The sequence below is a fragment of the Streptomyces sp. NPDC058663 genome (assembly GCF_042716745.1).
GTDB lineage: Bacteria > Actinomycetota > Actinomycetes > Streptomycetales > Streptomycetaceae > Streptomyces.
The window spans coordinates 93996-112851 of record NZ_JBHXRV010000008.1 but is presented as its reverse complement, the minus strand read 5'-3'; the positions used below and the strand labels follow the sequence as shown (position 1 = coordinate 112851).

The window sequence follows — 18856 nt, the reverse complement described above, 5'->3', positions numbered from 1 at the left end:
GTGCTTGTGATGAGCCGTACTCCCACCCGTTCGCTTCCGTGCCCTACCCCTTGTGTGCCCAGCACAGAGGAATTTCATCGGCTGCTCGCCCGAGGACATCGCACGGGCCCGTCCGGACTGGATGAACGGCGACAGGTTCGGTGTGGTGAAGGGCTACGGCGGCCCCTCCCTGCCGTCCCCGGAACTCCCGACGGTGCCGCGGAAGGCTCGGGAGAACCTGCGCTGACCTGCGTAGACACCGCGCTCGACGCGGATGGCAAGGGAGACGCCGTTCGACGCGGATGGCAGGAGGGCCGGTGCCGACGAGGGGCACTGTGGCGTCCGGACCCGCAGGCTGCCTTGACAGCACCCGCTCACCATCCGCTGCGAGGCCGGCCGCGGGCCGGGCTGGGTAACTCCAATGGAGTAGCAGAGGGCGACGTACGCGGCGTCGCTGGCGAGCATCGAACGTGTCGGCACCGACCGACTGCCCCCATGGTCTGCAGGAAGGCACCTTCCGATGATCGGCTACGCCCACGCGCGCACCCGGGTCCGGTTCGACATGCTCGACGTGAACGGCAACGGCCGACTCGAACGGGAGGACTTCCGGCTGCTGGCCGACCGGGTGATCGCCAGCCAGGAAGAGCCCGTCGACTCGGCGAAGGCACAGCAGGCCCGCTCGGCGCATGAGCAGTACTGGCGGGGTCTGCTCGCCCACGCGGACACGAACGGCGACGGAGTCGTGAGCTTCGAGGAGTACAAGGCCGCCGTGCGGGACAGCGGCGCGCTGGACGGGTTCATCCGGCCCTACGCCCGGGCGATGGTGAACCTGTGCGACCGCGACGACGACGGCCGGGTCGAGCGTGCCGACTACCTGGCATACATGGCCGCCGTGGGGTTCGCCCCGGACCGTGCCGAGTCCATGTTCCAGCAACTCGACCGGGCCGGCGACGGAAGCGTCAGCACCGACGCGTGGGCGGAGGTCATCTGCCGGTACTACGGCAGCCCCACCGAGGACGCCGTGGCCGACGAACTCATCAGTGCGTCCTCGTGAGCAGCCAGGCGATCGGGGCGGCAGCGTCCGCGCCGGGCACGCGGGCACCGTTCGTCATCGAGGGATTCGACTCGGTCACGTTCGCGGTCGGCAACGCATTCCAGAGCGCGCACTTCCTGGTGACCGCCTTCGGGATGACGCCGGTCGCCTACCGCGGCCCGGAAACCGGGAGCCGCGACGAGTGCTCGTACGTCCTGGGCGCCGGTGCCGCACGGTTCGTCGTCACCGGTCCGACGCGGCCGGGCACCGCGCTCGGCGAGCACGTCGCCGAACACGGCGACTCGGTGATCGACGTAGCGATCCGGGTCTCCGACGTCGAGGCCGCCTTCCGGCACGCGGCCGCCGCCGGGGCGAAGGGCCTGGAGGAGCCGCACGAGCTGCGGGACGCGGACGGCGCGGTCCGGCTGGCGGGCTTCGCGGCCTACGGCCCGGTCCGGCACACCTTCGTCGACCGGTCGGTGTACCGGGCCGCCCACCTTCCCGGCTACCAGCCGTGCCCGCACACGTTTCCCGAGCCGCCCCCCGTTCCGTACTTCACGGCGATCGACCACTGTGTCGCTGCGGTCGAGACGGGCCGGATGGACGAATGGGCCGACTTCTACCAGCGGGTCCTCGGCGGCGAACTGCTGGCGGAGTTCGTCGACGGGGAGATCTCGACGCGGTACTCCGCGCTGCGCTCGAAAGTGGTCGCCGACAGGCAGCGCCGGGTGAAGTTCCCGGTGGTCGAAGCCGCGCCGTCGACGCGCGCGAGCCAGGTCGAGGAGTTCCTGCGCTTCCACAGCGGCCCGGGGGTGCAGCACGTGGCGCTCGCCACCGACGACATCCTGCGTGCCGTGGACGGTATGCGGGCCGCCGGAGTCCAGTTCCTGCCGGCCCCGACGGCGTACTACGAGGACCCGGACCTGCTCGCCCGCATGGGCCCGATCAGGGCGCCGGTCAGCGAGCTGCGTGCGCGCGCGGTCCTGGTCGACCAGGACGAGAACGGCCACCTCCTGCAAATCCTCACCAAGCCCGTGCAGGACCGGCCGACCGGCTTCTTCGAGCTGATCGAGCGGCACGGCTCGGAGGGCTTCGGAGTCGGCAATTTCGCTGCCCTCTTCCATGCCATCGAACGGGAGCAGGACCGACGCGGCAACCTCTGACCGCCGGTGTCCGCTCCCGCCCACCGGATCCGGACCGCGGCCCCGTCAGTGGGGAGGGTGATCAGTAGTGGTGGTGCCCGCGGGCAGGAATTCTGGTGCCGGCCGTGCGGCCCGCGGCGGATCGACGGAGCCGTGGACACTCACTGGGGAAGGACGGCCTGTCGGCCGCGACGGGCGGTCGGGGCGCATCCGATGAGGGCGTCGACCGGTGGCTGGGGTCGCGAAGCGGGTGATGCCGGTGGACGGTCACCACGTGATGAAGGCGTGCACGGTCTTTCCCGCGTCTTCCGGCACGGTGATGGTCTGCTCGGCGACGCTGTTGATCAGGTGCCAGCCAAGACCGCCGCGCCCGCAGAGGTCGGCCGGACGGGGTTTCGGCGCCGCGGGATTCGTGTCGGCCACGGCGATCTGCACGGTGTCGGCCACTGCCCTCAGCCGGAGGCTGAAGGGGCCGGGTGCGTAGGCGAACGCATTGGAGGCCAGCTCGGTGACGACCATCAGCACATCGTCGTACACCTCGGGCGAGGTCGGCGGCTGCGTGCGCGCCAGGCTGCGAAGAAAGGCGGCTGCATTTCCGCGTGCCTCGGTCACATGGCTCAAATCCCCCTGGAAGTTCCAGGTCTGTTCGACGGCCAAGGTGTTCAGGGCGGCTTCGTTGTGCAGGGAGTTTCGATCGACGGCCATAACGTTCTTCCTTTCGCTCTCACGGAAGCGGCGGTTGTTATGTCGGCTTCCCGATCTCCCGGCAGGCATGTCCGCCGTCCGGTCTTCGCACGAGTGAAAAGCAGAAACCTAGATCGTTTCGGGTCCGAGCCGGGCGAGGGCGGCATCGACGTCGGGGGTCACGGTCAGGGCCTGGTCCGCGCCCGTGAGGTCCAGTAGCCCCTGGAACGATGTTCCGACGTGCGCAAGCACAAAACCGTCGGTGCGGTCGGCGTCTTTGTGCAGTTGCAGGAAGAAGTTCAGACCGCTGGAGTCGCAAAAGGCGAGACCGGTGCAATCGAACACGATCCGCTGCCGGCCCTCGGCGTGCACGGCGGCATTCACCGCCTCCATGAGCAGAGGGACTGTGGTGAGGTCGAGGTCTCCGCTCAGCCGCAGAATGGAAATGCCCCGGTCAGTGCGGGGCACGACACAGAAGCGTGGCTCGTTTGTCTCCAGCACCTGGTCTGTCCCAGCGTTCGTCGGGTTCTCCATCGCTCGAACAGTACAGAACTCGAACAGTACAGAGCTCGAACAGTACAGAGCTCGAACAGTACGGAGACAGTTCCCGTCGCCACTGCGCCCGACGCCCCACTCGGCGGAAAGGGCAGCCGGCCTCCACCGGTCAAGTGGGCGCCGCCTGCTCCGTCCACCGTCAGACCGGTTCCCCGGCGGCCTTTCCACGCGGCTCGGCACCGGATCGGTGCACCGGGCCTCGTTCGGTAGGGTTCCGGAGTGTCGGCTGTCCGGTCGGTGCCCCGGGGGGATGAGCGAGACGAGGAACATGCCGGAACAAACGAGCCCGCCTGCGATAACACTGAACGGGCCCCTGGCCCCGTCGGCCGAGGCGGAGCGGATGGCGGCGGTGCGCCGTTACGACATCCTCGACACCCCTCCGGACGGTGCCTACGACCGGGTCGCGGCGCTGGCCGCGCGGCTGTTCGAAGTGCCGGTGGCGACGGTGACCATCGTGGACGAGGACCGGATCTGGTTCAAGGCCACGCACGGCCTGGAAGGCGTCACCGAGATCGGCCGCGATCCGGGCCTGTGCGCCTCGGCGGTGCTCACCGATGACACCACCATCATTCCCGACACCCTGCTCGACCCCGTCGCCTGCTCCAACCCGCTGGTCGCCGGCCCGATGGGGGTACGGTTCTACGCCGCCGCTCCGATCATCTCCGCGGACGGGTACCGGCTGGGGACGGTCAACGTCCTCGACACCCGTCCCCGCGAGATCAGCGAGGCGGACTCGGCCACGCTCGCGGACCTGGCCGCGATGGTGCGCGATCAGCTGGAGCTGCGGCTGTCGGCGTTGCACGTCGTGCGCGTCGAGCAGGAGCGCCGCAAGGTCGAGGAGGACAAGCGGCGGGCGGAGGAAGAGGCCCGGCAGCGGGCGGAGCGGGACAAGGTGGCGATCGCCGCGTTCGCCTCCACCCTGCAGCGCACCCTGGTGCCTCCCGCTCTGCCCGCCGTACCCGGGCTGGAGCTGGCCTGCCACTACAAGACCGCCTCCCCGCAGGAAGTGGGCGGCGACTTCTACGACGTCTTCCCCGTCGGCGGGGGCCGGTGGGCGTTCTTCCTGGGCGATGTGTGCGGCAAGGGCGCCGAAGCCGCCTCGGTCACCTCACTGACCCGCTATACGCTGCGGGCCGCGGCCCTCGTCGACGCGGACCCCACTGCCGCCCTGAAGGCCCTGAACACCGCGCTGTTGCTGGACGCGGCGGTGGGCACCCGCTTCTGCACCGCCGTCTTCGGTCTGCTCGACCCGGCCCCGGGCGGCGGTTTCACCGTCACGCTGGCCACCGGCGGCCACCCGCCCGCCTACCGTCTCAGCCCCACCGAGGGCGGCGGCGTGCAGGTGGAGGCGGTCCGGGCCGTGGGCGGCATGCTGGTCGGCGCGTTCGCCGAGGCCGCGTTCGCCTCACTCACCCTGCACCTGGCCCCGGGCGAAGGACTGCTGCTGTACACCGACGGGCTCACCGAAGCCCGTACCGCCGACGGCGACATGCTCGCCGACACCGGTCTGACGGACTTCCTCGCCCAGCGACGGGCGCCGGTCAGCGCCGGTGTCCTGATCGATGACACGGTCGCGCTCCTGGACACGCTCCCCGACACCGAACGTGACGACGTGGCCCTGCTGGCTCTTTCCGTTCCCACCGCGGATGCCGCTCCTGCGGGTGTCACCACCACCGCTCACAGCGCCGCCGCCCCGACCGCCGACGCCTCCGTCGGGCAGGAGAACCGACGCCCATGACCGATCCGTTCCACATCGACGTCCCGCACACCGACGGCACCCTGGCCGTGATCACGCTGTCCGGCGAGTTCGACATCGCCGCCGCACCCGCCGTGCGGGCCCGCGCATTGGACCTCCTCGCGGACGGGCACCCCGACCTGGTCGCCGACCTGGCCGGCGTCACCTTCTGCGACTCCTCCGGTCTGGGCGCCCTCATCGGCATCTGGCGCTGCGCCAAGGAAGCAGGCGGCTCCCTGACCCTGGCGGCCATCCCGGACCGGCTGGAACGGCTGCTCAGCGTCACCGGGATGGACACCCTGCTGACCGCCCACCCCAGCGCCGAGGCCGCGCTCGCCGCACACCGGCGAAACCGCACCACGGCCTGAGCACGGCCGGGGCGGGTGCGGCTCAGCGCGCGGGGCGGCCGGTGCAGTGGTCACGACGCCCCCGCACGCCCCTCAGCCCGAGGCATTCGCCCGACCCGCCATGGTCATCCTGTGGGCAGGAACGCTGCCCACAGGATTCCCCGAAGCCGGCGCTCTCGCGGGCACGGTGTCAAGGACGTGTCAGGGGTGGGCGCCGTCGCGTCAAGAGTTCGGGAGGAAGTACGGCAGCGGCAGGCCGACACCGCAGTCTGGGCGGACCAGTCTTGAAAGGGATCATCAGATGGCCGTCCTGACCGCCTCGCACGCTGCCGCTCCGCCCGCCGAGGAGCCCCCTGATCCCGGTGCCCGCCACCGGCTGACCGCGGTCACCGGCCTCGCCGCACTCTCCCTGGACGCGATGGCCTCCGTGGCCTACGGGCCCGAGGCCATCGTCCTGGTCCTGGCCGCCGCGGGCGCCCACGGTCTGGGCTTCACCCTCCCGGTCACCCTCGCGATAGCCGCCCTGCTGGCCGTCCTGGTCGCCTCGTACCGTCAGGTGATCGCGGCGTTCCCCGACGGGGGAGGCTCCTACGCCGTCGCCAAGGCGCACCTCGGACGCCGTACGAGCCTGGTCGCCGCCGGTTCGCTGGTACTGGACTACGTGCTGAACGTGGCCGTCGCCGTCACGGCCGGTACCGCCGCGCTGACCTCGGCCTTCCCCGGCCTGTACGGCGACCGGCTGTGGATCTGCCTCACCGTCCTCGTGCTTATCACCGCGGTGAACCTGCGAGGGATCGTCGACTCGGCCCGCGTGTTCCTCGTGCCCACGGCGGTCTTCATCGGCGCGATCCTCGTCCTGATCGCCGTGGGCCTGTTCCGCGGGGATCCCGTGTCCACCGCGGCCTCCGCCGGCCACGCCTCCGTACTCGCGGACGACGCCACCACGGTCGGCGCCCTCCTGCTGCTCAAGGCGTTCGCCTCCGGCTGCTCGGCGCTCACGGGCGTGGAGGCGATCGCGAACGCGGTGCCGTCCTTCCGCACCCCGGCCGCCCGGCGGGCGATGCGGGCCGAGGTCGCGCTGGGTGTGCTGCTGGGCGTGATGCTGATCGGCCTGTCGGTGCTGATCTCCCGCTTCGGTCTCCAGCCGGTCGAGGGCGTCACCGTCCTCGCCCAGCTCGCCGACGCCTCCCTCGGCCACAACTGGGCGTTCTACGTCGTCCAGTTCGCGACCATGGTGCTGCTGGCGCTCTCGGCGAACACGTCGTTCGGCGGGCTGCCGGTCCTGCTGAAGCTGCTGGCCCGCGACAACTACCTGCCGCACGTGTTCGGACTGAAGGCGGACCGGCAGGTGCACCGGCACGGCGTGGTGTGGCTGGCCGTGATCTCGGCGGCCCTGCTGGTCTTCTCCGGCGGTGACACCAACACACTCGTCCCGCTCTTCGCGATCGGGGTCTTCGTCGGCTTCACGATCGCCCAGACCGGCATGGTGCTGCACTGGCGCCGCGAGCGCGGACCGCGCTGGGCGGGCAAGGCACTGCTCAACGGCCTGGGCGCGCTGCTGACGGGGATCTCCGCCGTCGTCGTCACGGCCACCAAGTTCCATGACGGAGCCTGGCTGATCGTGATCGCCCTGCCGCTGCTCGTCGCCCTCTTCGAACTCGTCCACCGCACCTACGGACACATCGGCGAGCGCCTGGGCATCGGCCGGATCCCCGAACCCCCGCACCACCAACGCTCACTCGTCCTGGTCCCCGTCTCCTCCCTGACCCGGCTGACCAGCGAGGCGCTCACCGCGGCCGTCTCCCTCGGCGACGAGGTGCGGGCCGTGACGGTGTGCCATGCGGACGCGGAGGACCGGGCGGTGACCGAGGCACTGGAGCGCGACTGGGCGCTGTGGGACCCGGGCGTGGAACTCGTCCGCCTGCCCTCCGAGCGCCGTACGCTGGGCCGCCCGATCACCGCGTACGTCCGCGCACTGGCCCGGGCGGAGCCCGGCACCCGGGTGACCGTGCTCATCGCCGAGACGGAGCCGGAGCGGCTGTGGCAGCGCCTCCTGCAGAACCAGCGCGGCGCGGTCGTCGCCCACGCCGTACGACGTGACACCGACGCGGCGATCTGTCGGCTCAGATTCCGGCTCACCCGCTGACCGTCCGTGCCGGCGCGCCGTCCGTGTCCGTCAGGACGGTCCACCCCGTCGCCCTGAGGAGGGCAACCATACGGACGCGTCAAAGGGCAGCGACGGTCCGAGAATGTCCGAGTGCGGGTTCCGCGCAGCCCTTTTCGGTCAGTCGGTGCTCGGCGCTCGTAGGAGTCGTGTCAGCTGGATTCCTGCGTCTTCGTACCCGGCGTCGGAGATCCGCTGGAGTTCGCGCAGGTCACCGTGGGCGACCGCGCGGCGCGTGAGCAGGAATCCGGCGCGCTCGGACCCCTCGTCCAGTAAGTCGCTGAGCTCCGTGATGTCGTGGGCCGCGTCGGCCCTGTCGGCCAGCCGGTCCAGGGCCGCTTCATTGCCCTCGTCGGCCAGGGCGCGCAGGGTCTCCCGGTCGATCTCTGTGTGCGTCATGGCACCATCCTGCGTCCCTGCCCCAGGGGCAGAGTCAAGTGGCACGATGGCTGGGTGATCACGATCGGGCAGTTGGCCGGGTATGTCGGCGTGTCGGTCAAGACCGTCCGCGTCTACCACGACAAGGGGCTCCTCGCCGAGCCCGAGCGGGACGCGTCCGGTTACCGGCGCTACGGTGCCGAGGGCGTCATCGAGCTGATCAAGATCCGTACCCTGGCCGAAGCGGGCGTTCCACTGGCCCGGGTACGGGATCTCCGCGCGGCAGACGACGAGGAGTTCCAGCACGCGCTGCACGCCCTCGACGACGACCTCACGGCCCGGATCCACGCTCTGACACGGGCGCGGGCGCGGGAGCGGCTGCGCCGGCTGGCCGCCGGACGGCTCGCCCCGCTGCCGGACGAGGTCACCGCCCACCTGGAGGACCTGGCCGGCTGGGGGTTCACCGCCCGCTGGGCGACCCTGCAACGAGACCTGTGGATTCTCGTGTTCGCCACCCACCCGGACAGCGCGCCGGCACTGTTCCGCGACCAGGTCCAGTCCCTGGCCGATCCGGCACTGCGCCTGCTCTTCCTCGACTACGACCGCGCACACGACCTCGCCCCCGACGATCCCCGGATCGATGCTCTGGCCCGGCGCATCGCCGAAGCGACCCGGGCGCGTTACGCATCAGCGGCCCCGCCGCAGCTCGCTGCCGATTCCGCGATCCCCGCCCTCATCCAGCACACCGTCAACGCCTCGTCCCCTGCCTGGCGGCGACTGGACACCCTCTTGCGCGCTCGACCGGATCCCCTGACGGCCACGGGCGCGTCATGAGCGGGCAGGCCCGCCCCGCTCTCCGTGTCCTTGGCTGTCCGTGGCGCCACTCAGCGGTGGCCCGCGTCGACGGCTCCGGGGCGCTCACTCCCGTACGCGCGGCCGTGGCGGGGCAGGGATCCGCCTGCCGGGGCCGTCGACGTGGTGCGCGCCGTCGACGACAGCGGCCTCGACCGGGAGGCGCGGGTGCGGCCGGGGGTGCGCGGCCGCCATCAGCTGCACGCGCTGGAGTTCGTCGGTGCGCACGAGGCGGACCGCGAGTTCCAGCACCGCAACGACGAACTGATGTACGTGGCGGACGGTTCGGTGGAGGTGGAAGCCGACGGCCGGGTGCACCGGCTGGGGCGCGGGGACACGCTGTTGCTGTCCGGCGGCGTGCGGCACCGCTGGCGCACCACCGAACCGGGGTCGCGGGTTCTGGTGGTCGCGGTCGGCGACCACGCAGAGGTGGTGGAGTCCTGACGGGACGGGGCGGCACGCCTGCCGGGCCCGTCCGGCCAGGCTCGGCCGACCGGGCCCGTCCGGCCGACCGCGTCCGGCCACGCCCGTCCTACCGGTCCGTCCCCCGGAGCGGCGGACGCGATGCCGCGCCGGGAACCCCTCCGGAAGGTACGACGCGGGTGGCTCAGCTCCGGGACAGCTCGCCGAGCAGCTTCCAGGTGCGGCGCCGGTCGTCCTCGCCGCTCAGGTCCGTCGCGGTGAAGACCACCTCGCTCGCCCCCGCGTCGCGGTATCGCCGCACCTCCGCGGCGACGGTCTCCTCGTCACCGAGGACGGCAAGGTCGGCGGCCCGGCCCACGCCGGAAAGCTCGATGGCCCGCTGGTACGAGGGCACCTGCTCATAGAGCGCGAGTGCCTCGGCCGCACGCCGCCGCACGCCCTCGGGGTCGGCCGTGACCGTGCCGGGCACCAGAGCCACGATGCGCGGCGCGGACCGGCCCACCGCCTCCGCGGCAGCGGTAACGGCCGGGACGATGTGCTCGGCGAGAGCACGCGGACCGGCCAGGAACGGCAGGATCCCGTCGGCGAGTTCACCGCTGACGCGCAGCGCCTGCGGCCCCATCGCGGCAACCAGCACCGGTACCGGCGGCTGCGCGCCCGGAACCGCCGCCGAATACGGTGTCGTCGCGGTCAACAGCTCACCGTGGAAATCGGCTTCACCCGTTTCGAGCAGCGGCCGCAGGGCGGTGAGGAACTCTCGGAGCAGACCGATGGGCCGCCGGTACGGGAGGCCGAAACCGGTCTCGGTGAGGTGCCGGGTGCCGAGGGCGAGCCCGAGGTGGTAGCGGCCGCCGGTGGCGGCCTGGGCGGTTTGGGCCTGGCTGGAGACGAGCAGCGGATGGCGGCCGAATATCGGGATCGCGGCCGTTCCCACGTGCAGGCCCGGCACTTCACGCCCGACGATCGCCGCCAGCGAGGGCGAGTCGTACGCGAAGGACTGGCCGAACCACGCGGAGTGCAGACCGGCGTTCCTGGCCTCGCGCGCCAGCCGGACGGTGCTGTCGAGGGGGAGTTGTCGGGAGGTCGAGCTGAGCGTTACTCCGAGAGTCATGTATGCCGCAACCGGCTGCTTCGGAGCCGGCATTCCTGCTCCGTGTGAACACCGTGTGGCGTCTTCCCGACGCCGGACGGCATCGCGCGGTTCGGTGAGGTGGCCGGGCGGTCGCCGACCTCGGCGCCGTCACACGTTCTTCGTGCCGGGGTTCACCCAGGCCCGGGGAGATTTGGTCAACGCATCGACATCGGGCGGAAGTTGGGACGACGCGACGTCAGCGAGCGATACGCCCTCGAGGATCTCGCGCACGTTGGACCGCAGCGCGATCCAGAGGGGGAGCAGCGACTCGGCGGGACCGGTGTAGGACAGCTCCGGAGGGCGGACCCCGCGCACGGAGACCAGCGGGCCGTCCACGACGCGTATGACATCGGCGATGCTGATGGACCCGGCGGGCTCGGCCAGCCGGTAACCGCCGTTGCCGCCGCGCTGGCTGAGCACGAGACCGCCCCGGCGCATGTCGTTCAGGATGCCTTCGAGGAACTTGTGCGGAATGTCCTGGGCGTCGGCGATGGCTTCGGCCTTCAGCGGACCGTCGGCCCCGGCCGCGGCAAGCTGCAGCGCGGCACGTACCGCGTAGTCCGCCCTGGCTGAGATCCGCATGCGTACATCATCCCGCACGGTCCGGCCGGTGTCCGCCGCGGGGGACGCGGGGCAGGGTGCTCCTGCCCCGCGTCCCCGGGTCTCAGGCTCGAGCGGGGGTGTAGTGGGTGGCGTCGTCGCCTTCGACGACGTGACTGGGGGTGCCGTCGAGGCCGAGGGCGGGACGTCACCCGCGACGGTCACCCGGTGCAGCTGGCGCGGCAGGTCGCCGTAGGCGCCGGGGGCGTGGTGCTGGGTGTTGCGGTGGTCGAAGAGGACGAGGTCGCCCGGTGTCCGGGCCACGCGCACGATGTTCTCGGGGCGGGTGACGTAGGACTGGAAGATGTGCGGCAGGACATTCGCGCGCCGGCGCACGGTCAGGCGGGCAGGACGAACGGAGGGTGCGCACCGTTGAGGAAGTAGTCCCCGATGTCGCGGAGCCGGGGGGCGACGGGCTCGTACAACGTGTGGGTCCTGGCGTTGCGCCAGAAGCGGTCGAAGCCCAGCCGTGACGACGCGGAGCGGGTGCCGATGACGTCGAGGGCGCGGGCGGTGGACTCCTGCGCAGCCCGGGAAGCAGCGGCTTCGGCCATGGCCACGAGGACGGAGATCTCCGCGTACTCGTCGTAGGTGAGGTCCGCGCCGCGTGCCAGAGCGCCGTGCACGGCAGCCACTGCCTGATCGGTGAGCGCGGACGCGGAGCGGGCGAGGACGGTGAGTTCGCCGTAGACGGTCAGCGCCTGCGGGTCCCGGGACGAGCCCGACGGCCGGGCGGGGTGCCAGGGGGAATGGCCGACCCGGCTGTACTCACGGGTTTCGGCGAGCACTCCCTCAGCGATGCCGAGGAGAAGCTGGACCGAGAAGAGACGCCCCACCGGCGATGCCAGCGCGGCCAGGGGCGGCAGGACGTCCTCGTCCGCGCCCAGGGAACCGAGTACGTCGTCGGCGGCGACCGGTACGGCGTCGAACTCCACGCTCCCGCCGGCGGCGAGCCGCCGGCCGAAGTTGTCGACGTCGCTGTCGATCCCCACGCCGTGCCGAGCGGTGTCGACCACGACGGCGAGTGGCTCGCCGGTGTCGGTACGTTCGGCCCGCACAGCGAGACGGTCGGCGACCAGCACCCCCGTGGCGTAGCTCTGCCGGCCGTCGAGCACATAGCCGCCGCCTTTCCTGGCCAGCGTCAGAGGAAGTTCCTGGCGGGCGAGGCCACCGCCCCAGCACCACTGCTCCGCGGTGGGATTCCGCACGACCTGCGCGGCGAGGGCGGGCTCGGCGAAGAATTGGGCGCTCGACGACAGGAAGTAGTGACAGCCGAGCAGTTGACCGATCGCGCCGTCGGCGGCGGCAATCTGCCGGACGACGGCGTAGGCCGTGGGCCAGTCCGCGCCGCCTCCCCCGAGCCCGGCCGGTACGAGAAGCGCCAGCAGTCCCGCTTCACGCAAGCGGGCCACTTCGTCGAAGGGGGCCTTGCCCGCCTGCTCCCTGGCCACCGCGTCGGTGGCCAGGTCGTCAGCGGCTTCGCCGGCCACGCGGAGCCAGTGCGCGCGGCCGGACCCGGTCCGGTCGGCTTCCGGGGCGGGGCCGGACGGCGCGGTGGCAACGCCCATAGCGGTGGTCTCCTCAAGGCCGGGGACAGAGCGCGGTGTTGCTGCTCTCCTGCTGATCGGGCACGTACACGCACCCCCCCGCGCCGAACGGTGACGATCCGGTGGCGGTGAGACCTGCCCGCCCTGTCGGGCGATCGGGCGCAGCGGTGGGTGTGCCCGATTGTTCGACAGGAGAGAGAAGGAACCGAGTGGCACGCGCGGCAAGGGCGCGACGCGCGCCTTACCTGTGACAGCAGGCGGCGCTGACGACGCGACAGAAGTCGACATGCCGACGACGAACGAGTCGTTGCTGTGTACGGGACATGAGCATCATCCTGCGCACCCCTGGGGCGGGCCGTCAATACTTCCCTAGTAAATCGATGGGAAATGCAGGGAATCGGCACCCGGGTGGGTTCACCGATCGGACACCAGCCGCAGAGGAGGTCGTGGTAGCGGGACGAGTGGGGCCGTGCGGTGCCGTGCCACGCCACCGGAACGGCCGGTTGGACTGCGAGTGTGTCCGCCCGGCCATCAGACGGGTACGGCACCGACCAGGCCGCCGTCGACGACGAGATCCTGACCGTTGATGTAGGACGCGTCGGCCGAGGCGAGGAACGCCACCGCCGCGGCCACCTCTTCCGGGCGACCGAAGCGGCCGGCGACGATCTGGCCGGTGACTGCCGCTGCCTCCGCTGCGGTCAGTGCGCCGGCGGGGTACATCGGCGTGTCGATGTAGCCGGGGCTGACGGAGTTGACTCGGATGCCGCGCGCGGCGAGTGAGGCGGCGAGGGTTCGGGCCAGGTTGTGCACGGCGGCTTTGGTGGCCGAGTAGAGGGTCAGGACGCTGTTGCCCCGGTGGAGGGTCCAGGAGGCGTTGATGACGATCGAGCCTCTGTCCGCCAGCAGCGGCAGTGCCTTTTGGACGGTGAAGAACACGCCCTTGAAGTTGACGTCGACACCGTGGTCGAAGTCCGGCTCGGTGATGTCCTCGAACGGCAGGAATGTGCCGATGCCCGCGTTGGCGAAGAGGCAGTCCAACTGGCCGTGACGGTCCCGGACGGTCTCCATCAGCGCGTCCACCGCGCCGAGGTCGGCGGCGTCGGCCACCATGCCCGAGGCGTTCGAGCCGAGCTGGTGGACTGCGGAGTCCACCCGTGCGCGGGTGCGGCCGGTGACGATGACGTGGGCGCCTTCGGCGACGAAGCGGTGTGCGGTCGCGAGCCCCATGCCACTGGTGCCGCCGGTGACGAGGACGGTCTTGTCGGTGAAGCGGTTCATGCCGGTGTTCCCGTCAGGATCTGCGCGAGGTGGTCGCTGAGGTGGGGCAGCCAATCGGGCCGCGCATTACCGAGGAGGTGGTCGCCGTGCGGGACGGACAGGTACGTACCGTGCGGCGCCAGACGGGCCAGGGACTCGCCGTTCGTCACGCCGGGGATGACGTCCTTCTCGCCGTCCACGACCAGCAGCGGCGCCGCGATGCGGGGGGCCAGGACGGCCAGGTCCACGTGGCGTACGAACTCGTGGGCGGCGTCGGCTCCTCCGGCACGCCGGGCCATGATGTCCCGTACCGGAGGGGGCAGTTCCGGCCAATCGAGGCGGAAGGGGCCGCTGACGGTCGCGACGGCTGCCACGCGCGGTTCCAGCGCCGCGGTCCGGGCCGCGAAGTAGCCGCCCAGGCTCAGCCCGACGAGCCCGATGCGTGCGACGCCGAGAGCGTCGACGACCCGGCCCACGACCCGCTCGTAGTCCGGCACGAAGGTCGTGGTGGCCGCGAGAACGCCCTGTCCGGGGCCGTCCATCGCGAACACCGCCAGTCCTCTGGCCAGCAGCGCGGACACCAGATCGAGGAACTCCTCCTTGGCCGAGTCCAGACCGGGGACCACGACGACGGTTCCCGGCGCGGGTGAGGGGCCACGCAGCCAGCCGGTGAATCCCTCACCGCTCACCCGCCGCGCACCGGGCTCCAGCACGGTGAGCGCCCGGCTCAGGGCGTGATCCGCCTCGACGGCGGCACGCTGCGCTTCCGCGTAAGGTGCCAGGGTGGCCAGGTGGAACCACCGGGCCGCCATCAGCAGGTACTCACCCGCCGAGCGGGACGATCCCGCGTCCTGCGCGTGCTGGAGGTAGCGGTGTCCGGTGCGCAGGAAGGCGGGCCCCCAGCCGGCGACGGAGGTGAGGCTCTCGGTGACGCGCCGGTACTCGTGCGGGTCCACGCCCGTGCCGGTGGCGCGTGTCCACTGGGCGGCGGCGAATTCGGTGGTGCTCATCGTGCTCCTCCGACCAGCAGGACGGCCTTGCCGCGTATCCGGCGCTCTCGCAGGTCGACCAGGGTGTCGGCCGTCTGTGCCCAGTCGCTGGTGCGGTCGATCTCCGGGTGCAGCCGGCCCTGTTCCACGAGGCTCACCAGTGCCGAGAGGTCGCAGCCGTACGGGGCGCCGGCGTAGTGGAAGTGCTGGATCGTGACCCGTTCGGGCCCGCCGAGGAGTTGGAAGAAGTCGAGGGTCACCGGGGTGCGGCTCGCCTGGCCGAACCAGACGAGCAGACCGCCCGGGCGCACCTTCGACAGGGCAAGCGCCAGGTCCGGCCCACCCGTGGACTCCAGCACCACATCGAACGGCCCTTGCGCCGCCGCGACCTCGTGCACCACCCTCGCCCCCAGTTCCGCGAGCCGCTCACCGCGCACCGGCGTGGACGTCACCGCGGTCAGCTCGGCTCCTGCCCCGACCGCAAGCTCGGTGACGTAGTGGCCGACGCCGCCTGAGGCGCCGGTCAGCAGTACCCGTCGGCCGGCCAGGGAACCGGCCGTGCGCAGCAGCCGCAGGGCAGTGATCCCGGCCAGGGGCAGAGCCGCGGCCCGTACGCTGTCGATACCGTCCGGGAGCACCGCGAGCGAGTGAGTCGGCACGGCCGCGTACTCGGCCCAGCCGCCCTGCGCGGGGTGTCCGACCACGCGGGTGCCGATGCCGGGGCCGGACCCGTCGGCTGCCGCCTGTACGACGAGCCCTGCGATGTCCTTGCCGGGCAGCAGCTCCGACCGGGAGCGTTCGAGAAGGAATGTCTCGCCCCGGTTCGGGGCGAACGCCTCGACTTTGATCAGTGCCTCATCCGGCTCCGGCACGGGCTGAGGGACCTCGGCGAAGGCGACCGGGCGCGCCGCGTCTCCCGTGGGAATCAGTCTTTGCATGGAGAGGATGCAACCCCCACAGCCGCTCCCCGATCCAACAACCGCCGGGCAAAGCCGACAACTTCCGGTTGTCACCTATGGTGGGAGCCATGGATCTCGATGTGGCGCAGGTACGTGCCTTCGTGCGCACCGCCGAGGAACTGCACTTCGGCCGGGCGGCCGGGACGCTCGCGATCTCCCAGCAGGCGCTGTCCAAGAGGATCGCGCGGCTGGAATCCCTGCTCGGCACCGAGCTGTTCCGGCGCGGCAGCAACGGCGTACGCCTCACCGAAGCGGGACAGCGTTTCCTCCCGCCGGCCCGCCAGGCCGTGGCCGCCGCCGACACAGCGGTGGCGGCGGCAATCGGCATGGAACGTCCGCTGCGCGTGGACGTCTGGGGGCACCTCTACGCACCGATGCGTACGCTGGCCCAAGTCGACCGTCGTGCAGCGGAGTTGGCCTTGGGGCACGGGCGTGATCTGCCGTCGGTGACCACAGCACTGCTTAAGGGGGACATCGACGCGGCCTTCGGCAGGGTCCACCCCCCGCTGCCCGCCGGCCTGGCACACCGCCTCATCCGCCTCGAACCGGTGGACGCCGTACTGAGCGCGGACCACCCGCTCGCCGCCGAACCGGCTCTGCGGCCCGGCCAGTTGCGCGACAGCGTGCTGTGGGCACCCGGTGCGCTGGACCGGCTCGACTTCCTGCACCGGTTCGCCGACCGGTTCGACATCCAGAACACCGGCACGAGCGTCAACCTGGGACTCGCCCACTTCCTCGCCGAGGTGACGGAAGACCCGCGACGCTTCTCGCTGGTGCCTGCCGATGTTCCCCTGCCGCAGGTCCCCGGGTTGCGCTCCGTCCCCCTGGTCGACCCCACCCCGCTGTACGCCTGGTCGCTGCTGTGGCGCTCCGGAAGCACGCACCTGGGGCTGAACGGCCTCGCCGCCGCCTGCGCCGAGGAAGCAGGACGAAGCCGGTGGCTGGAGTACGACCCGTCCCGCGACTGGCTGCCCGAACCGCCCCGGGGCGGCCCCGTGGTGATCGCGTCAAGGCGCGCAAGGAACCCGTCAGGGGCAGGCCGAGGGGGCGGGCGGCGGGAATAGCGTGAGGGGCCAGCCCCGGCACTTCCGGCGCCGGGCCGTCCGTTCCCGGGAGGAACCGATGACTCACACCCCGTACAGCGAAGATCCCGACCCCGAGGAACAGCACCCGGCCGCACGGTTCCACGTCCCCGTCCGGCCGGGATCCGACGGTTGCGCTCTGCGCTTCTTCCGTACGCCCGTTGGCGTCCGTGCCGTGGTGGCCTTCACGACCGTGGAACGGCTCCGGGCCGTACTCGGCCGGAAACAGCCCTGCATTCCGCTGTCCGAGGCCGCGCTGCGGGACCTCGCGGGACCGTTGGGCGTAGGCACACTGATCGTCGACCCGGTGCTCACGGCACCGGCCGCCGCCCACGCACCTGCCGCGAGCCCGGTGCTCACGGCACCGGCCGCCGCCCACACACCTGCCGCGAACCCGGTGCTCACGGGACCGGCCGCCGCCCACGCATCCGCCGCGGAGTCGGTGCGGGTGGACACCGCGGTGACGTCGCCGCCCGGCGCGCTGCACGGTCCGCACCCGGTCACCGCGTTCAGTCACTGAGGGGGCGGCACATGACATCGATTCCACTGGAAGAGCGGTCCGCAGCTTCCGCCGCAGCCACCGCTCCCGCCTTGTCCGTGTGGCCGGCCACGACCGTCGAGGGGCCGCACGGTCGCGTTCTCGTCGGCGGAGTGCCGCTCAGCGACATCGCCGACAGCCACGGCACTCCCGTCTACGCCCTGGACGAGGCCGAGTTCCGAGACCGCTGCCGCGCCTACCGGGCCCTCTTCCCCGACGCCGACATCCACTACGCGGCCAAGGCGTTCCTGTGCGGAGCCCTCGTGCGTCTGGTCGACGAGGAGGGTCTGGGTCTGGACGTCTGCTCCGCCGGGGAGTTGGAGCTGGCCGTCACCGCCGGATTCCCGCCGGAGCGGATCCTGCTTCACGGCAATGCCAAATCCCCGGCCGACCTGGAGAGCGCGCTCCGCCTCGGAGTCGGCCGGATCGTCATCGACAACCCCGCCGAGATTGCGCGCCTCGCGGCCGCCGTCGGGCCGCGGGGCCGTCAGAAGGTCATGGTGCGGGTCACGCCCGGCATCAGCGCCGGCGGCCATGCCAAGATCCGCACCGGTTCCGACGACCAGAAGTTCGGCCTGTCCCTCCGCGACGGCCAGGCCCAGCACGCCATCGCCCGTGTCCTCGACCAGCCGCAGCTGCGGCTCACCGGCCTCCACTGCCACCTCGGCTCGCAGATCACCGAGGTGAAGCCGTACCTGGTCGCCGTGCGGCGGCTCGTCGGCCTCATGGCCCGGACGCACGAGACCCATGGGGTGGTGCTCCCGGAGCTCGACATCGGTGGTGGCCACGGCATCGCCTACCGTCCGGGCGACCCGGCCCTCGACCTCGCCGCTCTCGCCCGTCGCGTGCGCGCCGAACTGGCCGAGAGCTGCGCGGACGCCTCCCTGCCCGTGCCACGGCTCCTGATCGAGCCCGGCCGGGCCCTCAGCGGCCCGGCCGGTGTCGTCGTCTACCGGGTCCTCGCGGTCAAAACCACACCCGAGCGCGTCTTCGTCGCGGTGGACGGCGGCATGAGCGACAACCCGCGCCCCGCCCTGTACGGAGTCCGGTACGCACCACGCCTGATCGGCCGTCGGTCCCGTGCCGCCGCCGTGCGTACGACGGTCGTCGGGCGGCACTGCGAGGCGGGGGACGTTCTCGCCGAGGACGTTCCGTTGCCCGCGGACACGCGCCCGGGCGACCTGATCGCCGTACCCGTAGCCGGTGCCTACCACCTGTCCATGGCCTCCTCGTACAACCTCGTCGGCCGCCCGCCGGTCGTGGCCGTCCGCGACGGTCTCGTGCGGCTTCTGGTACGGAGGGAGACGCTGGAGGACCTCAGGTCCCGCGACGTCGGGCTGTAGGGGGCACTGGGCGCGACTGGGCGCTGTGGGACCGGGGGTGGCACTCGTCCGTCTGCCGCCGGAGTGCCCGCCCTTCGTCGGCCGTCCAAGCGCCGTGTACGTCCGCGCACTTGCGCG

19 protein-coding genes and 1 pseudogene are annotated in these 18856 nt (G+C 71.6%); 11 read left to right on the top strand and 9 right to left on the bottom strand.

Annotation, left to right across the window (positions count from 1 at the left end; translation table 11 throughout):
- The first annotated feature begins 52 nt into the window (after positions 1-52).
- From ACFWVV_RS08145 to hppD, 3 genes are all read left to right on the top strand, one after another.
- Positions 53-226 carry a pirin gene (locus ACFWVV_RS08145; RefSeq protein WP_384354775.1) on the top strand — a complete coding sequence of 58 codons (174 nt, stop codon included), beginning with the start codon at positions 53-55 and terminating at the stop codon, positions 224-226.
- A gap of 273 nt (positions 227-499) precedes the next feature.
- On the top strand, positions 500-1033 hold the full coding sequence (locus ACFWVV_RS08140) for an EF-hand domain-containing protein (RefSeq protein ID WP_384354773.1): 534 nt from the start codon (positions 500-502) through the stop codon (positions 1031-1033).
- Complete coding sequence (gene hppD / locus ACFWVV_RS08135; RefSeq protein ID WP_384354771.1) at positions 1030-2175, top strand: 4-hydroxyphenylpyruvate dioxygenase; 1146 nt, start codon at positions 1030-1032, stop codon at positions 2173-2175. Before ACFWVV_RS08140 ends, hppD begins: the two co-directional genes overlap by 4 nt.
- A gap of 246 nt (positions 2176-2421) precedes the next feature.
- Here hppD and ACFWVV_RS08130 read toward each other — a convergent pair whose 3' ends face one another.
- Positions 2422-2859: an ATP-binding protein gene (locus ACFWVV_RS08130; protein ID WP_384354769.1), complete on the bottom strand. Its 438-nt coding sequence runs from the start codon at positions 2857-2859 to the stop codon at positions 2422-2424.
- A gap of 108 nt (positions 2860-2967) precedes the next feature.
- Positions 2968-3372 (bottom strand): STAS domain-containing protein, encoded by a 405-nt coding sequence (locus tag ACFWVV_RS08125; protein WP_384354767.1) that lies wholly within the window; start codon positions 3370-3372, stop codon positions 2968-2970.
- A 271-nt stretch (positions 3373-3643) separates the two neighbouring features.
- Between ACFWVV_RS08125 and ACFWVV_RS08120 the strand changes: the two genes are divergently transcribed.
- The 3 genes from ACFWVV_RS08120 to ACFWVV_RS08110 all read left to right on the top strand — a co-directional run bounded on the left by ACFWVV_RS08120 (position 3644) and on the right by ACFWVV_RS08110 (position 7621).
- Positions 3644-5131 (top strand): PP2C family protein-serine/threonine phosphatase, encoded by a 1488-nt coding sequence (locus ACFWVV_RS08120; protein WP_384354765.1) that lies wholly within the window; start codon positions 3644-3646, stop codon positions 5129-5131.
- Complete coding sequence (locus ACFWVV_RS08115; RefSeq protein WP_384354763.1) at positions 5128-5496, top strand: STAS domain-containing protein; 369 nt, start codon at positions 5128-5130, stop codon at positions 5494-5496. Before ACFWVV_RS08120 ends, ACFWVV_RS08115 begins: the two co-directional genes overlap by 4 nt.
- A 280-nt stretch (positions 5497-5776) precedes the next feature.
- Positions 5777-7621, top strand: a complete 1845-nt coding sequence (locus ACFWVV_RS08110) for an APC family permease (RefSeq protein ID WP_384354761.1) — start codon at positions 5777-5779, stop codon at positions 7619-7621.
- Between the two features lie 138 nt (positions 7622-7759).
- Here ACFWVV_RS08110 and ACFWVV_RS08105 read toward each other — a convergent pair whose 3' ends face one another.
- Positions 7760-8038 carry a hypothetical protein gene (locus tag ACFWVV_RS08105; RefSeq protein ID WP_384354759.1) on the bottom strand — a complete coding sequence of 93 codons (279 nt, stop codon included), beginning with the start codon at positions 8036-8038 and terminating at the stop codon, positions 7760-7762.
- A gap of 54 nt (positions 8039-8092) precedes the next feature.
- Between ACFWVV_RS08105 and ACFWVV_RS08100 the strand changes: the two genes are divergently transcribed.
- Entirely contained in the window at positions 8093-8851 is a 759-nt protein-coding gene (locus tag ACFWVV_RS08100) for a MerR family transcriptional regulator (protein ID WP_384354757.1), read from the top strand.
- A 123-nt stretch (positions 8852-8974) separates the two neighbouring features.
- Positions 8975-9313 (top strand): annotated as a pseudogene (locus ACFWVV_RS08095) (cupin domain-containing protein); the annotation flags it as partial.
- A gap of 163 nt (positions 9314-9476) precedes the next feature.
- Here the strand turns inward: ACFWVV_RS08095 and ACFWVV_RS08090 are convergent.
- From ACFWVV_RS08090 to ACFWVV_RS08065, 6 genes are all read right to left on the bottom strand, one after another.
- The gene (locus tag ACFWVV_RS08090; protein ID WP_384354755.1) at positions 9477-10403 is read right to left on the bottom strand and encodes an LLM class F420-dependent oxidoreductase; all 927 of its coding nucleotides are present in this window, start codon (positions 10401-10403) and stop codon (positions 9477-9479) included.
- Between the two features lie 129 nt (positions 10404-10532).
- Positions 10533-11006, bottom strand: coding sequence for an RrF2 family transcriptional regulator (locus tag ACFWVV_RS08085; RefSeq protein WP_384354864.1), 474 nt, complete (start codon positions 11004-11006; stop codon positions 10533-10535).
- Positions 11007-11362: 356 nt separating this feature from the next.
- Entirely contained in the window at positions 11363-12592 is a 1230-nt protein-coding gene (locus ACFWVV_RS08080; RefSeq protein ID WP_384354753.1) for an acyl-CoA dehydrogenase family protein, read from the bottom strand.
- Between the two features lie 510 nt (positions 12593-13102).
- Positions 13103-13849 (bottom strand): SDR family NAD(P)-dependent oxidoreductase, encoded by a 747-nt coding sequence (locus ACFWVV_RS08075; protein ID WP_384354751.1) that lies wholly within the window; start codon positions 13847-13849, stop codon positions 13103-13105.
- Positions 13846-14838: an alpha/beta hydrolase gene (locus tag ACFWVV_RS08070; RefSeq protein ID WP_384354749.1), complete on the bottom strand. Its 993-nt coding sequence runs from the start codon at positions 14836-14838 to the stop codon at positions 13846-13848. Before ACFWVV_RS08070 ends, ACFWVV_RS08075 begins: the two co-directional genes overlap by 4 nt.
- Positions 14835-15755, bottom strand: a complete 921-nt coding sequence (locus ACFWVV_RS08065; protein ID WP_384354747.1) for a zinc-binding dehydrogenase — start codon at positions 15753-15755, stop codon at positions 14835-14837. Before ACFWVV_RS08065 ends, ACFWVV_RS08070 begins: the two co-directional genes overlap by 4 nt.
- An 89-nt stretch (positions 15756-15844) precedes the next feature.
- Between ACFWVV_RS08065 and ACFWVV_RS08060 the strand changes: the two genes are divergently transcribed.
- Genes ACFWVV_RS08060 through lysA form a run of 3 tightly spaced genes read left to right on the top strand, consistent with a single transcriptional unit; the run spans position 15845 to position 18739 of the window.
- Positions 15845-16840 carry a LysR family transcriptional regulator gene (locus ACFWVV_RS08060; RefSeq protein WP_384354745.1) on the top strand — a complete coding sequence of 332 codons (996 nt, stop codon included), beginning with the start codon at positions 15845-15847 and terminating at the stop codon, positions 16838-16840.
- Between the two features lie 58 nt (positions 16841-16898).
- Positions 16899-17378, top strand: a complete 480-nt coding sequence (locus tag ACFWVV_RS08055) for an SAV_915 family protein (RefSeq protein WP_384354743.1) — start codon at positions 16899-16901, stop codon at positions 17376-17378.
- 11 nt (positions 17379-17389) lie between these two features.
- A complete protein-coding gene (lysA, locus tag ACFWVV_RS08050; protein ID WP_384354741.1) occupies positions 17390-18739 on the top strand; it encodes a diaminopimelate decarboxylase in 1350 nt (449 codons plus the stop codon).
- Positions 18740-18856: the final 117 nt, after the last annotated feature.

Excerpts from the sequence above, each read along its gene's own strand:
- ACFWVV_RS08140 (WP_384354773.1), top strand. The coding sequence starts at position 500 with ATGATCGGCTACGCCCACGCGCGCACCCGGGTCCGGTTCGACATGCTC.
- ACFWVV_RS08130 (WP_384354769.1), bottom strand. The coding sequence starts at position 2,859 with ATGGCCGTCGATCGAAACTCCCTGCACAACGAAGCCGCCCTGAACACC.
- ACFWVV_RS08125 (WP_384354767.1), bottom strand. The coding sequence starts at position 3,372 with ATGGAGAACCCGACGAACGCTGGGACAGACCAGGTGCTGGAGACAAAC.
- ACFWVV_RS08120 (WP_384354765.1), top strand. The coding sequence starts at position 3,644 with ATGAGCGAGACGAGGAACATGCCGGAACAAACGAGCCCGCCTGCGATA.
- ACFWVV_RS08115 (WP_384354763.1), top strand. The coding sequence starts at position 5,128 with ATGACCGATCCGTTCCACATCGACGTCCCGCACACCGACGGCACCCTG.
- ACFWVV_RS08110 (WP_384354761.1), top strand. The coding sequence starts at position 5,777 with ATGGCCGTCCTGACCGCCTCGCACGCTGCCGCTCCGCCCGCCGAGGAG.
- ACFWVV_RS08105 (WP_384354759.1), bottom strand. The coding sequence starts at position 8,038 with ATGACGCACACAGAGATCGACCGGGAGACCCTGCGCGCCCTGGCCGAC.
- ACFWVV_RS08090 (WP_384354755.1), bottom strand. The coding sequence starts at position 10,403 with ATGACTCTCGGAGTAACGCTCAGCTCGACCTCCCGACAACTCCCCCTC.
- ACFWVV_RS08085 (WP_384354864.1), bottom strand. The coding sequence starts at position 11,006 with ATGCGGATCTCAGCCAGGGCGGACTACGCGGTACGTGCCGCGCTGCAG.
- ACFWVV_RS08080 (WP_384354753.1), bottom strand. The coding sequence starts at position 12,592 with ATGGGCGTTGCCACCGCGCCGTCCGGCCCCGCCCCGGAAGCCGACCGG.
- ACFWVV_RS08075 (WP_384354751.1), bottom strand. The coding sequence starts at position 13,849 with ATGAACCGCTTCACCGACAAGACCGTCCTCGTCACCGGCGGCACCAGT.
- ACFWVV_RS08070 (WP_384354749.1), bottom strand. The coding sequence starts at position 14,838 with ATGAGCACCACCGAATTCGCCGCCGCCCAGTGGACACGCGCCACCGGC.
- ACFWVV_RS08065 (WP_384354747.1), bottom strand. The coding sequence starts at position 15,755 with ATGCAAAGACTGATTCCCACGGGAGACGCGGCGCGCCCGGTCGCCTTC.
- ACFWVV_RS08060 (WP_384354745.1), top strand. The coding sequence starts at position 15,845 with ATGGATCTCGATGTGGCGCAGGTACGTGCCTTCGTGCGCACCGCCGAG.
- ACFWVV_RS08055 (WP_384354743.1), top strand. The coding sequence starts at position 16,899 with ATGACTCACACCCCGTACAGCGAAGATCCCGACCCCGAGGAACAGCAC.
- lysA (WP_384354741.1), top strand. The coding sequence starts at position 17,390 with ATGACATCGATTCCACTGGAAGAGCGGTCCGCAGCTTCCGCCGCAGCC.